The 14,370-nt window shown below is 41.6% G+C and carries 9 protein-coding genes and 1 pseudogene; 6 read left to right on the top strand and 4 right to left on the bottom strand.

Annotation, left to right across the window (positions count from 1 at the left end; genetic code table 11):
* The first annotated feature begins 87 nt into the window (after nucleotides 1-87).
* The 3 genes from V7K38_RS00175 to V7K38_RS00165 all read left to right on the top strand — a co-directional run bounded on the left by V7K38_RS00175 (nucleotide 88) and on the right by V7K38_RS00165 (nucleotide 3,899).
* The gene (locus V7K38_RS00175) at nucleotides 88-789 is read left to right on the top strand and encodes a rhomboid family intramembrane serine protease (RefSeq protein ID WP_334854699.1); all 702 of its coding nucleotides are present in this window, start codon (nucleotides 88-90) and stop codon (nucleotides 787-789) included.
* Between the two features lie 827 nt (nucleotides 790-1,616).
* On the top strand, nucleotides 1,617-2,888 hold the full coding sequence (locus tag V7K38_RS00170; RefSeq protein ID WP_334854698.1) for a DUF4912 domain-containing protein: 1,272 nt from the start codon (nucleotides 1,617-1,619) through the stop codon (nucleotides 2,886-2,888).
* 84 nt (nucleotides 2,889-2,972) lie between these two features.
* The gene (locus tag V7K38_RS00165; RefSeq protein ID WP_334854697.1) at nucleotides 2,973-3,899 is read left to right on the top strand and encodes a phosphodiester glycosidase family protein; all 927 of its coding nucleotides are present in this window, start codon (nucleotides 2,973-2,975) and stop codon (nucleotides 3,897-3,899) included.
* A gap of 332 nt (nucleotides 3,900-4,231) precedes the next feature.
* Here the strand turns inward: V7K38_RS00165 and V7K38_RS00160 are convergent, their stop codons facing one another.
* The gene (locus V7K38_RS00160) at nucleotides 4,232-4,552 is read right to left on the bottom strand and encodes a hypothetical protein (protein ID WP_334854696.1); all 321 of its coding nucleotides are present in this window, start codon (nucleotides 4,550-4,552) and stop codon (nucleotides 4,232-4,234) included.
* A 586-nt stretch (nucleotides 4,553-5,138) separates the two neighbouring features.
* Between V7K38_RS00160 and V7K38_RS29490 the strand changes: the two are divergent.
* Both V7K38_RS29490 and V7K38_RS00145 read left to right on the top strand, forming a co-directional pair.
* Nucleotides 5,139-5,396, top strand: a pseudogene (locus V7K38_RS29490) (histidine kinase dimerization/phospho-acceptor domain-containing protein); the annotation flags it as partial.
* A gap of 504 nt (nucleotides 5,397-5,900) precedes the next feature.
* Nucleotides 5,901-8,129: an EAL domain-containing protein gene (locus V7K38_RS00145; protein ID WP_334854695.1), complete on the top strand. Its 2,229-nt coding sequence runs from the start codon at nucleotides 5,901-5,903 to the stop codon at nucleotides 8,127-8,129.
* Nucleotides 8,130-8,158: 29 nt separating this feature from the next.
* Here the strand turns inward: V7K38_RS00145 and hpnH are convergent, their stop codons facing one another.
* From hpnH to V7K38_RS00130, 3 genes are read right to left on the bottom strand one after another with little or no spacing between them, the layout of a single operon-like run.
* Nucleotides 8,159-9,178, bottom strand: a complete 1,020-nt coding sequence (gene hpnH, locus V7K38_RS00140) for an adenosyl-hopene transferase HpnH (RefSeq protein WP_334854694.1) — start codon at nucleotides 9,176-9,178, stop codon at nucleotides 8,159-8,161.
* 55 nt (nucleotides 9,179-9,233) lie between these two features.
* Nucleotides 9,234-10,217 (bottom strand): hopanoid-associated sugar epimerase, encoded by a 984-nt coding sequence (gene hpnA / locus V7K38_RS00135; protein ID WP_334854693.1) that lies wholly within the window; start codon nucleotides 10,215-10,217, stop codon nucleotides 9,234-9,236.
* Nucleotides 10,217-12,895 carry an efflux RND transporter permease subunit gene (locus V7K38_RS00130; RefSeq protein WP_334854692.1) on the bottom strand — a complete coding sequence of 893 codons (2,679 nt, stop codon included), beginning with the start codon at nucleotides 12,893-12,895 and terminating at the stop codon, nucleotides 10,217-10,219. Before V7K38_RS00130 ends, hpnA begins: the two co-directional genes overlap by 1 nt.
* Nucleotides 12,896-13,081: 186 nt before the next feature.
* On the opposite strand from V7K38_RS00130, the gene V7K38_RS00125 reads away from it, so the two are divergent.
* Complete coding sequence (locus V7K38_RS00125; protein WP_334854691.1) at nucleotides 13,082-13,771, top strand: 5'-methylthioadenosine/S-adenosylhomocysteine nucleosidase family protein; 690 nt, start codon at nucleotides 13,082-13,084, stop codon at nucleotides 13,769-13,771.
* The last annotated feature ends 599 nt before the right edge of the window (nucleotides 13,772-14,370 follow it).

Raw genomic sequence — 14,370 nt, 5'->3', positions numbered from 1 at the left:
GTTAAGGAAAATTGAGGGAGTGGGTTAGCCAGAAGGAGAATAACTAATAACCAACGACTAATGACCAATGACTAATGACAAATTTATATGATTCCTATCAGTGATAATATTCGTTGTTGGAATAAACCAATAATTAATTATTGGCTTATTGGCATTAATATTGCCGTATTCTTGTGGGAACTTCAACTAGAATTTAGTGATACATTGGGCTATTTCGTCAATAGTTGGGGTGTGATTCCAGCCCAGATGAGTGGAGCAATTACAAATGCATTCTTCTTCAACAACTTGGCTGCTTGGATAATTGTTATTTGGCGGTCATGTTCACTAATTTTTGGCATATTTCTGCACGGCAGTTTTAGTCAAATATTGGGAAATATGCTATTTCTGTGGGTTTTTGGTAAGAGTGTAGAAAATATTTTAGGACATAAACACTATCTCGGATTTTATCTTACGGCTGGCATTTTAACAGGGATTATGCAAATTCTGGTGGAACCGAGTTTGACAGTACCATTAATTGGGGGTAATGGCGCGATCGCAGCTATTTTAGGGGCATACATTATGAAGTTTCCTAAAGCTAAAATTGACACCATTTTGCCGCTTATAATTCTGTATATTCCTACCGAAGTTCCAGCTTTTTTCTATATATTTTGGTGGTTTTTGCAACAGTTATTTTATGGCATAGGCAGTTTAAATATTCCCCCTATTGGCGTAAATCAATCGGCTGTTGTCTTCTGGGGGCAGGTTGTAGGATTATCGATTGGTGCAGTCTTTATGCGATTGAAAAAATGATTTATCGTAAGTAAAAGGGTTTAAATCCCCCGGAGTTGCTCCTTTACAGCGTTTCTCTGCGAGACGCTTTGCGAACGCGCATCCTGCGGCGGAGGAGACCCCAAGACCGCACTCCTGTTCGTCTGAAAACGTTTTGAATTTTTAATTTTGAATTGTTAATCGTCTGGTCTTTAGTTAGACATTACTTTACCATTACCGTAAAATTGGACTGCCATGATGATCAACTAAATACTACTTTCCACTAAGAACATTTGAAATACAGCTAGTGGCGTGGCAATACTAAATGTATGCGTTAGATTTTTGCTATATATGTAACCTTTAAACATACAGCATTTTAGCTTTTGCCACGCCACTAATAATAAAATCAGGTTTATTTATATATACTAAGTTTTTTCGCTGAATTACTTATGACTGATTAAACAAATTACGCTCTGTATTTAATGTCATGAAAATTTGATATTTTGGCTCTTGGTAGACATGAAGCTAGCCAGTAATGTAATGAAATCATGACATTGCGATCCCAAAAAGGCTTATGAATTCGTGAAACAGGCAAAAAACCTACTGATTACCCCTTGATCCCTAGATATGCTTAGTGGTTAATATTGACTTAACAAAGCGAACTTCTCCGATCCCAAAGAAATGCTAATTTTGGCATAACTAGGAATTGGTTGAAAGTTACCTCAATTTAAAAATAGATTAAAAAACTTAAAACTGGGCAAAACCAGGAGTCAGGAATAAGAAATTCATCTGGATGTGGATGAGATTTTATATAGCATTCTTTAACCAGGGGAAATCATTTACCGCTTACACTACTGGAGGCCAAATTAATGGCAAAAGAACGCCCGCCACTAGAGGAGATGACCTTACGCCAACTACGAAAAGTTGCTAGCGAATATAGCATCTCTCGCTATAGTCGAATGCGTAAATCACAATTGCTGGCATCAATTTTAGAAGTACAGCGCAGCAAAAATTTGCTCAGTCCATCTCGTTCATTGGAGGCTCAAGAAACTGTGGAAGCTGCTAAGTTTGAATTAGGTCAGGAAGATCGTACAGGTGGATCTCTAGCTGATGTTGATGAAGGACTCGCAGATTTGCCTTCTGGCTATGGTGAAAGCCGAATTGTCCTTTTACCGCGCGATCCCCAGTGGGCTTACACTTACTGGGATATTCCCAATGAACATAAAGAGGAACTGCGCCGCCAAGGGGGACAACAACTAGCACTACGGATTTATGATGTCAGCGACATAAATATCGAATACCAAAGCCCCCACAGCATTCAAGAATATCCTGCTGATGAACTAGCTAGAGAATGGTATTTACCGGTTCCAGTTAGCGATCGCGATTATGTGATAGATATCGGCTATCGTGCTGCTGATGGCCGCTGGTTAGTACTAGCTCGTTCTGCGAGAGTACACATTCCCCCCGTGTATCCTTCTGACTGGATTGAAGATGTCTTCATCTCTGTCAACTTTGAAGAAGATTTGCGTGGTAAGACTCAGTACGAATTAGTTCCCCCCGCCAAAAAGATTGCAGCTACAGCTACAGCTACAGCTACCGCTAATGGTAGTAATGGTGTGAATGCCAACGGCAATCCTATCTACGACCAAATCTTTGGTTTAGCCGAATCTGCCGAAGGACTACGGGTTGCGGGTTCTATCTTCGGTTCCCAGCATCAAGTACCAAGTTCAGAACAAGCCCTTAGCTCTTACATTTTCCCCTCTGGTGTAGGTTTGTGGGCAGTTCCCACTGTCTCTGGCTTAACCGCTTCTGGTGCAGGAATGTCAGGTGTTGGCTTCTCAGCTTCCGCCGTTCCAGTACGTCCGCGCCAATTCTGGTTAATTGCGGATGCTGAGTTGATAGTTTACGGTGCAACCGAACCCGACGCTACCGTAACCATTGGTGGCCGTCCAATTCAGCTAAATCCAGATGGCACATTCCGCTTCCAGATGTCCTTCCAAGATGGTTTAATTGACTATCCGATTCTGGCTGTAGCTGCTGATGGTGAGCAAACCCGGTCAATTCAGATGAAATTTAACCGTGAGACACCATCTCGTAATACCAACAGCAAAGAAGAAGCTGTTGTAGAATGGTTCTCTTAAGTTTTGGTTATCAGATTAATTCCAGACTGAAATTTTAAATTATTCCCCGCTATAGTAATTCTATAGCGGTTTTTTTTGCATTATATGCCAACAAAAAAATTACTTTTGTTATTTATTCTGATAATTAGTGCAAGCTTGTTATCAGGTTGTCAACAAATTGAAGCAAATTCAGCCCCTAAAGCATCTAAAACTTGCCCTGGTAAAGATACTAAATTCAGTATTGATTTTTTTAAAACCAATAATCAAGGTAAAAAAAATCCCAGAGGGATTAACAATGTGATTATTTTTAATCCCAAATCAGCAGAATTAGATTTCAAAGTTAATGTTGGCCTATCTCATAAACTCTATACCAAAGATGCGAGTGGGAAACTACGTAAAGAATATGTACCAAAACAGTTTCATGAACTACTCAGCGATGAAAATGCCAAATTAAATGGGCAGCTACCCATTGCCGCAATTAATGCCGACTATATAGGTACTGATAATAAACCACAAGGTTTAAATATTTCTCGTGGGGTAGAGTATTCAGGAGCATTTAAAAATAAGCGTTCTTCTTTTGGGATATCAGGAGGTACGCCCAATCAACGACAGGCTACTATCCAAGCCGGGAGAAGAAACAGCGATATTCTCAATTACAATTTAGTGGGCGGTAATGGCAGATTCTATCGTCAGGGAAAGTTTAAAGATATTTGTCAAGATTTGGGAGAATTTGCTTGTAAAAATGCGACTAATCGCTCTCTGGCAGCTATCACCGATCGCGGCTATGTAATACTATTAGTTAATGACTTGAAAGCTAATTCAGAGATAGAATTATCTCAACTTAATCAAGAGTTACTGCCAGATATGTTTGATCATGTCTTACAAGGCATTGCTAGCAATAACTGTTTAGGTAAGATTCAAGAAGGAATTTTATTTGATGGAGGTATGTCTCCAGGATTGTATTATAACCAAAAAACTTATGTAGAAAATCTTGGGCCGATTGGTTCAGTTTTTTTGATTTACAAAAAATAAAATATTTGAAAATTATTGCACTGTAACGGAAGTTTTAGTAGGGTCAACTCATGTATTGCTTCTACTTCTATAGGAATCCGGTTTGATTTCTGAAAATATACGTAGGGGAGCCAGTCGTGTGGGCGGGTTTCCCGACTTGAGCGTTAGCGACTGTGCGTAGCGTCACTGGCGTTGTGTTAGCACGGAGAGTACGGCATCAAATCCTTGATAATGGTGCGTTACGAACTCCGTTCTAACACACCCTACAATACTGCTTCTACTTATATTATTTATTGAGATGATAACTTTATTTACGTAGTAATGTAGGAGATTTACTTTCATATACTTAAGTTTTAGAGTACTGACTCTTTGACTTTTTGCAAATTCTCAAGCTTATTTGGATTTACCCAACGATTGACAAATTCGTGATTATGTTTGTATACCTTTATTTGCACTTGCTTAGAACTTAACTGAACTACTTCGGCAGGAATTCTTTGAACATCAGTAGAATCCGCACGAGACTTATAAAGCCAAATAACTTTTTGCCCTACTTGAAAGTAGTCAGGATTGTTAGTTAAAGAAGGTGCTTTTTCTGCCCAAGAAGGGAAAGCAATTACTAAGTTGATTAAAAGTACTAAAACCACTAGAGTGATTTGGAAAAGTTTCATAATCATTGCACTTGTCTTTGGTCTGCTGGGGCAATCAATCTGCTGAACTAACATTTATAATCCTTCTTCTTTATTTTATCAAGGTTAAAAACTAAGTAGGTTGGTGCAATCAAAGCTAACTAGTGGGGCTGTCATTTGTCCTTTGTCATTGGTAAGATGAAGCCTGTTTACTTTTCGTAACATAGTTTGATTTATTTCCGCAGACTTACTTAGGTACACTAAAACTTCATTTGGGCAATTTAGCATTAGTTTGGTCTTTGAACCCTGGCAAGCAAGACAACTACTTTCATTTCACAAACCAAAGGCTTGTATTAGTCGCAAGCTAAGTTTGTATTTGTTTAAATAAAACTTACGCAAAACTACACGCGCCCAGGGGTAATTTATAAACTGCCCCTACCTGAAAATCAGGGATTCACCTATTATTTCCGTGAGTCTTGTAAAGTTCAAATCTCTACTGATTTCAGGATAAAGCGACTTATGGAATAAAATCAAATAGTCTTTTTTCTTAAAATGATAAATTTAATTTATGATAAAATTGTGATGTTCTGATTTAGAAGTTTCTTTTAGTAGCTTACCTTGCGGTGTTTGGCAGCGATCGCCTCTCAACCCCATTCTTGGTTGGGCAAGACTTTTACAAACCCGTGAATTTCAGCCAGCAGAGATCAAGAAAGCGATTGCAACCATCAAGCGCAATGCTAAATTACAAGCTCAACTAATTGAAGATTTGCTCGATGTCTCTCGGATCTTACAAGGCAAGCTCAACCTGAAGATGTTTCCCGTCAACCTAGTATTGGTAATTGAGGCGGGATTGGAGACAGTGCGTTTGGCAGCAGAGGCTAAAAATATTCAAGAAACGCCAGTATTTTGGCATTATCGGGCTAGCGATCGCCCTGATTGCCGCCGTCGGATTTGTGAGTCGCAGAGTTGAATATGCGATTATTTTCAATGCCATTTTAATTACTTTTTTTTTGTTCGTATAGCAAAAGACTGGGGAGTGAATATTCTTCTTTTCTGAATCTGGGCAAATAAAAATAAGAGTTTCAGATTTTTATCTAGCGATAGCAATCAATGAATATAACTAAAAACTTTTTCTCCTCTGGCTGATTTTTTCCTTTATTTCGTAACTTAAATTATTAATCTAACTACTCCATAATTTGCTTTATTAGACAAAAGTTCCCAGCAATTAGTTGAATATTTAGTATAAAACTATAAATGTGTTGATGAGTTACTTGATAAGTAAATTATTCAAGTTAACAAACTCATCAAATCTTCATACATTTGAAACATAGTTTATCTTTTACAGTAAAAATAGTGGGAATAATAGAATAAATCAGACTGAACAAATTAGTTAGCCATGAGCCAAATATGTCCTATCTCTAAAACCTGTGCTTGTCGCAATATTGCACGCTGCCAGACTAAGGAAGCAGGCAGGCTCTTTTTCTGGTTCCCCGTTCCACATACCCTAAAGAAAGTCACCTCTTACCTAAAGCAGTTTGCCATAAAGTATGAATTGATGCACGAGCGTCTGGGTTTGAGTTTGGATTGTAGACCTGGACAGTCTCAAGAAATTGCCCGTAACCTGGCCCAACTTCTTGCACCGAGGGAATTAAAAGAGACGCAAGTTCTTTTCATTCGAGGTGCTATCCAACCTCAACTTCATGATTTTAGTGATATAACCTCATTACAACGCTTCATTAAATTGAACCAATCCGACTGGCTGGTTGAAATGTTGCAAACGGAACGATTCACCAGTTACTTTCAAGCAATTGTTTCAATTCAAGACACATCGCAGATTTATGGATATGAATCGCTCTTCCGTGGGCTGGATGAACAAGGCAATTTAGTATTACCAGGGTCAATTATGGAGTTAGCAACCGAAGCCGGACTAATACCCCAACTAGACCAAATTGCTCGCCTCAGTACAATCGCTCAAATCAGTCGCCATCAAATGAGCGGACACATTTTCATCAATTTTGTACCAACGTCACTTTATGACCCAGTTTTATGCCTACGTAGTACGGTAGACGCAATTGACCGAGCAGGCATCTCCCATGAGCGGATTGTTTTTGAAGTCGTGGAGTCAGACAATCCCCAAGATTTAACCCACCTGAAAGCTGTCCTCAAATATTACCGAGATGCTGGGTTTTTAATCGCCCTTGACGATCTTGGTTCTGGCTATTCTAGCCTAAACTTGCTACATCAGTTACGTCCAGACTTTATCAAATTGGACATGGAGTTAATTCGAGATGTGCATAAAGACGTGTACAAAGCCTCGATTACCGAGAAGCTTTTAGAGATTGCGCAAAAGTTAAACATCCAGACTGTTGCTGAAGGAATTGAGTGCATTGAGGAATTGAACTGGCTGCGAGAAAGAGGTGCAACTCTTGCTCAAGGCTATTTGATTGCTAAACCCAGTGCAGTGCCTGTGACAACAACCCCTCACTTTGAGGCGATCGCATTAAATGTAGCATCGCCAGATTGTAAGCTGGTTGAGCAGCACGTTCAACACCAAAATGAGTCTGAGCGAATTGTCGCAGCTGTGACGCAGCGCATTCGACAATCGTTAGAGTTAGATGAGATTTTGCAAACCACGGTAGATGAGGTGCGACAACTATTTGAGGTAGACCGAGTAGTGATCTATCAGTTTAAGCCAGATTGGAGTGGGTTAGTTGCTGTAGAATCTTTAGCACAAGGGTGCATATCCATTCTGGGGTTTCACGTGATGGATACGTGCTTTAAATCCACGCGTGCAGCTTACTACCAAGAAGGCAATACTAAAGCGATTGAAGACACTCAAACGGCAGGACTATCGCCGTGTCATCTTGACTTGCTGCGAAGTTTGCAAATCCGAGCAAACCTTGTCGTGCCTATCTTACAGCAAGAGGGTTTGTGGGGACTATTAATTGCTCACCAATGCCGTCATCCCAGACAATGGCAACAATCGGAGATTAACTTATTTAAACAGTTAGCGGGACAAACTGCGATCGCTATTCAGCAATCAGAACTTTACCACCAATTACAACAAGCAAACCAGGAATTACAGCGTCTTGCTTCTTCGGATGGTCTGACTAAAGTGGGAAATCGACGCTGCTTTGATGACACATTCAATATACAGTGGCTAAGGTTAGCACGAGAGCAAGGTTCGCTATCTTTAATTTTGTGTGATGTCGATTACTTTAAGCTTTACAACGACACGCATGGACATCTAGCAGGAGATGATGCACTCAGACAGGTTGCCAAGGCAATCTCTCAGACAGTTAAACGCCCTGGTGATTTAGTTGCTCGTTATGGTGGAGAAGAGTTTGCAGTCATTTTGCCAAATACTGATATGCAAGGGGCTATTGCAGTTGCAAGAGATATTCAGAGAAATATTAGCGCATTAAAAATGACTCATCCCCATTCTCAGGTTAGTGAATTCATCACTCTAAGTCTTGGTGTGGCAACCATCACTCCTCATAGCCAATTATCTCCCGCAACCTTAATTGCTGCTGCCGATAGGGGACTCTACCAAGCAAAAGCCCAAGGAAGAAATTGTGTGGTGCAGATGGACTGTGAGCATTTTGCCCCTAAATCTCTTCTCTAGCAACAGTTTCCATTTGCTGTACCGTTTTACTAGCTTCTACCAAACACACTGCCAAGGGCGCGCGCCATATTTTGCGGTTGCATTGCATCCATTGCGGCGGTGGGTTCGTAGCCACAATGAACCATGCAATCGGCACACTTGGGATTACCACTCTTCTGGCCGTATTGACTCCAATCAGTTTGTGCCAGTAATTCCTTGAAGGTAGAGTAATAACCCTCGTTCAGCAGATAGCAAGGTTTTTGCCAACCAAGAACGCTATAACTAGGGCTACCCCAAGGTGTACATTCGTAGTCCTTCTCACCAGTGAGAAAATCTAGAAATAGTGGATTGTGATTAAAGTTCCAGTTTTTTTCACCAGCTTTGTAGGGAGCCAGAATTTGCCGGAAGAGGGTGCGGGTTTGTTCGCGGTGGAGAAAATGATCTTGATCTGGTGCCCACTCATAACTGTAGCCGGGAGAAATCATCATCCCGTCAGTATTTAGGGTTTCTATAAAGTCGAAGAACTCTTGCATATCTTTAGGTTCAGTCCCCTCAAAGATAGTGGTGTTAGTGGTGACACGAAAGCCTTTAGCTTTAGCGGCGCGGATGGCTTTGACAGCAATATCAAAAACACCTTGGCGATCGACACAGCGATCGTGTAACTCGCGCATTCCATCTAAATGCACGCTAAAAGTTAGGTAAGGGGAAGGTTGAAACTTATCTAGATTCTTTTCTAATAACAAACCATTGGTACACAAGTAAATATATTTCTTGCGCTCAATTAATCCTTGAACAATCCGATCGATCTGAGGATGTAGCAGAGGTTCACCCCCAGGAATTGAGACAACCGGTGCGCCGCACTCTTCCACTGCGGTAAAGCACTGTTCTGGGGTGAGATTTTGCTTTAATATTTCCTTGGGATGTTGGATTTTACCACAACCTGTACAAGCTAGATTACAGCGAAAAAGAGGTTCCAACATCAATACTAAGGGGAAGCGTTTACGTCCTTTCAAACGCTGAGTAACCAGATACTTCCCGATATCCATAGCTTGTTGTAGATTAACTGCCATTGTTGCGATCGCTCCTCTTTATATATCTAAAAACACTACAGTATCGTTATATTTTTCATTTCACATAGCCCTGAGCAACAAACCAATCCACAGCATCTTTGAGTGCTGCTTTCAACGAAGATTGAGGTAGACCCAACTCTCGTACAGCCTTTGCAGCATTGTAGTACATAGGCTGTTTCGCCATCCGCACGCCATCCAATGGCACTGAGGGCGATTTCCCCAAGGGGGCAAGAATTTTTTCATCAACCCAGGCAACACCAAGGGGCAACCAAGTGGGTACTGTTCGTTGAGGTGCTATCAAACCGGTGATATCGGCAAGTTGTTCGAGTAGTTCTTTGAAACTTAAATTTTGATGACCTAAGATATAGCGATCGCCTGACTTACCCCGTTGCAAAGCCAGTAAATGCCCCCACGCCACATCTCGCACATCGATAAAATTCAGACCAGTATCCAAGTAAAAGGGCATTTGCCGTCGTAAAAACCTTAGAATTATATCACCTGTAGGGGTAGGTTTGATATCCAACGCTCCAATGGGGCTGCTAGGATTGACAATAACTACCTCTTGACCTCTAGCAACAGCTTGCATGGCTTCTTGTTCAGCCAGAAACTTAGACTTTTTGTAGTTACCCACCAACTTTTCTAGGGGACTCTGATGTGTTTCATCGACCACTTGACCAAACGATCCTACCCCAATAGCTGCTACTGAACTAGTATAAACGGTACGCTCAATTCCAGCTTTGCTAGCTGCTGCTAACACATTGCGCGTACCCAGAACATTGTTATGGTGAAGTAACTCTCGGTCTGTTTGCCAGAGGGAATAATGGGCTGCAACATGAAATAGATATTGACAACCTTTCATCTGTTGCCAGAGATTTGAAGCGTTCAAATCGCCTTTGATAATTTCCACATCTAAACCGCGTAGATTATCTAAATTGCTACTTGAGCGTACCAAAGCTTTGACTGTGTAACCCTCTTTCAGTAACAACCGTACCAAGTGGGCACCAATAAAACCCGTACCCCCTGTGACAAAAACTTGCATCAAGCTGTCCCTCTCTTCTGAAATCGGGGAAACCAATCATCTAAAATGGTGTAGACTACCGGCACGACAATTAAGCTGAGGATAGTTGAAGTTACGAGTCCACCAGCGATCGCTACAGCCATAGGCGATCGCAATTCCGAACCAGCACCCAAACCTAATGCGATCGGTAGCATTCCCAAAATAGTGGAGGCAGTGGTCATCATAATTGGTCTGAGGCGCACTATTCCTGTGTTAAGGATCGCTTCGGTGCGTTCTATGCCAGCATTGCGTAACTGGTTGATGTAATCCACAAGCAAGATGGCATTTTTATTGGCCAACCCCAGCAAAAAAACAAAACCGATCAGTGAGATCATCCCAAAGTCACTCTTGGTAATCAGTAATGCCAACATTGCTCCCACTAGTGCTAAAGGTAAAGAGACACCAATCACCAGAGGGTCTACCCAGGTTTTGAACAGCAAAAATAGTACCACAACAATACACAGGGCAGATAAAGCCAAAGTACTGCCAAAACTGCTAAAAACCTCACCTTGGTTAGCGGAATCTCCTCCTAAATCTAAGGAAACGTTAGAGGGTAATACCGCCTTTGCTTCTGCTACCACTTTATCAGTAGCATCACCTAAAGATAGCTCCTTGCCAAGATTCGCACTAACATAAGCAACTCGCTGATTATTCAGCCGCTCGATTTGAACAACCTTACCCTGTGAATTTGTTTCACCTGTAACTGTGACATCAGCAAATCCCGGTAATCTTTGAATTCTCTCTTTAATTGCCTTGACTGCTTTACTTAAGGCTTGGAGATCGTCACCACTTAAAGCTATTTGGAGAGGTTTTTGACCGCCAGAATCGACAAATTGAATATCTTCCACACTAGTAGTTACCCCTGGAAGGATAGGTAAAGAGGAGCGCAATTGATCTTGTAGTTCTCCAGTTGCGATCGCGCGGTCTTCCTTTAACTTTATATATAGTGTGCCTTTGTTTGGCTCACCCTCACGAGAACCAACAGTAGTAAATACCGTTTCAACTGCTGGTGATTTTCTGACTACATCTTCTAGTTTTTTCGCAACTTGAAGAGAATCGTTTAATGGGTTGGGGATTGGGGATTGGGGACTGGGAATATTGCTCCCTTGTTCTTGTGTCGCTCTACCTAAATCGGGGATACTTGGTAAAGGAACAGTATAAGCAATATTGAATTCGCCGCGATCGAGTTTAGGAATAAACCCTTTGGGAATTAAGGGAATCAGTACTATACCTGCGATGAAGCTGAGGACAGCTAATCCGATAACTATTTTCCGGTGATTCAAAGACCAACTCAGCAAGTTTCTGTAAGCTTGGGTAAACGCCACCCAAATTTTTGCTTCTTGACGCGGGGAGAGCGAGGATTTAGGTTTTAGCCAGTAAATAGCTAAAACTGGAGATAAAGTCCGAGCAACTAGCATAGAAGCAAGCATCGCTGCTGAAACAGTGATGCCGAAAGGCTTGAAAAACTGCCCAATTACTCCACCCATCAAACCTATGGGTAGAAAAACTGCTACTGCTGTCAAGGTGGCGGCGGTGACTGTTAATCCAATTTCATTGGTTGCTAAAAGCGCCGCTTGATGAGGAGTTTCCCCATCTTCAATGTGTCGCATGATGTTTTCTACATCCACGATCGCATCATCAACAATACTCCCAATCACTAAAGCTAAAGCTAAGAGCGTAATGGTTTCTAAGTTGAAACCGAAAATTGCCATGACGATAAACGTCGCCAATAAAGACGTAGGAATCGCCAGTGCTGAAATTAGGGTGGCTCGCCAGTTCCACAGAAATGGAAAAATCACCACGATGGACAACAAAACTGCTTCCAATAAAGCATCAATGGTTGACTGAGTGGCTTGGCGGATATATTCTGCTTGGGTAGCAGCTAAGGTGAGTTTGACATCCTTGAGGGTAGAACGTAGCCTTTGGACTTCTTTTTCAACTCGACTAACTACTTCTAAGGTGTTAGCGTTACCGCGTTTGATTACCTGAAATGCCAGGGCATTTTGCCCGTTAAACCGGACTAATGTTGCTCCAGCTTGGGGGAGAGCCGTTAAACTTGCATTGGCTGGAGGTATGGAAGGATTTGCACTAGCAGCGCCAAGTAATGAGACTTTTAAGACTCCTGGTAGTTTAGCGATCGCACTTACAATCTCGTCTTGTGCCAACTTTGTCAAATCTGTGAGATTCCGTTTGGAACTCTCAATGGCATAGCTAATGGCCGCTGACTCGTTCAGATTCAGAGGAATAATTTTAGAAGTCGCTCCTTGAGGCAAAGTCAACTGTTTGAGGGCAGTTTCCACCTTTTTAGTGGATGTTTCTAAATTCGTACCAACGGCAAAAGAAAGGCTAACGGCTGTTTGACTAGGATAGGTTGATGAGCGAATATTGTCCAATCCTTCTAGGGAACGGAGGCGTTCTTCTAACGGTTTGGTAAGCTTCGCCTCTGTATCCAGGGCAGTTGTCAGTGGGGCTGTAGCATTTAAAACTACCACTGGAAAGGTAATATCTGGAAACAAAGCATATTTCAGAGAACTGAATGCCAAAATCCCAGCTACCGTTACGGCAATCCAAAAACTCACCGTCAGCCACGAAAATTGAATCGCTAGTTTAGAAATATTGAAGAGTTCTCGTGCGGATTTTGAGCGATCGGGCTTTACCATCTTGGAAAATTATCGTGTGGTGGCACAATTATTTAGTCATGCTACAGCAATCACCTGGGGTTTATAACCAGAATAGGGCAACATTCTTTATTGTCACTTAGATGTGGCAAAATTTTTAAATATGAAACTTGGTTTTGATAAGCAATTATTCTGTCAGAGTTTTTGGGAGAGCTAGTGCCTAATTTTTTGCCGATCAATACAATTTTAGTACCCCAAGGAGCAGAATATAAAGCTGTATGTCGCGGATTAAGCGGCGTAACTGGTTCGATGCCAACGGTAGTAGCCATACCTGTGGGAATGAAACCTTTGCTCAAATATCTGCAAAAATCCCCAGGAAATGCACAATTTTTAGCTCCCAAATCTAGAGTGTTGATTATGGGTATATGTGGCAGCTTGAGCGATCGCCACACAGTTGGTAATATTGTGCTGTATCAAGATTGTCTTTTCTCTGGGAAGCGGCAAGAATGCGATCGCACTTTCACAGCACAATTGCAATCTTCAATTGCCCAAAAAGTATATTTAGTCAAGTCAATGACAAGCGATCGCGTCATTTGGTCTGCTGCCGAAAAACGCCATTTGGGTGAAACTTTGGCGGCTGATGTTGTTGATATGGAAGGATTTACTGCCCTAGAGTTTTTCAATGCGACTGGAGTTGCAGTGGCAATGGTGCGAGTAGTCAGTGACAATTGTCAGCACGATATCCCCAATCTCACATCAGCAATTAACTCTGATGGCTCTCTAAACCCTTTTGCTTTAGCGATGGGAATGCTGCGACAACCCCTTGCTGCTACTCGGCTGATTAGAGGTTCATTAACAGCATTAAAGACACTAGAGCAAGTTACAAATCTGCTCTTTTCTGGCAATAAATTGGGATAATTTGTTGCAGAATTAATAAGTAGGTAGGCGTAATTAAATATAAGATCAAACCTCACCCTCATTCCCTCTCCTTAGTAAGGCTACGGTGTATACACAAGTCTTCTAGAGTTGCCCCAGAGCCTTTTGATCCCCCCAACCCCCCGATAAATTGGGGGACTTTGATTCCAGTTCCCCCCTTTTTAAGGGGGGTTAGGGGGGATCAACAAGTGTCCAAAATCACAACAAATACTTTTCAAACATCCTCTTAGAGGATGTTTGAAAAGTCCTCTTGTCGGTATTAAAAGTTTTAGATCCCCCTAAATCCACGCCACGTCCTTCAAGTCGGCAGAGCCGCCCAACGCAGTGGCTCCCCTTAAAAAGAGGGACTTTGATTCCGGTTCCCCCCAATTTATCGGGGGGTTAGGGGGGATCTAAAAGTGCCTAAAATCACAGTGAAATACTTGTTCATTCAACCTCGTAGCACACTTAGCGGTGTCTAACTTTTCACAAATAATTTAGAACGGTATAACTCACCGTTCGCGTAATAGGATTTGACTAAGAGGAATTATCGACCAAATGACCATAAATATCAGGTGATAGACCAAGTAAACAAATAATTT

The organism is Nostoc sp. (assembly GCF_036917465.1).
In the GTDB taxonomy this organism is placed as follows: Bacteria; Cyanobacteriota; Cyanobacteriia; order Cyanobacteriales; family Nostocaceae; genus Nostoc.
Note: the sequence above shows the minus strand (reverse complement) of the source record. Positions and strands in the feature narration are given on the sequence as shown.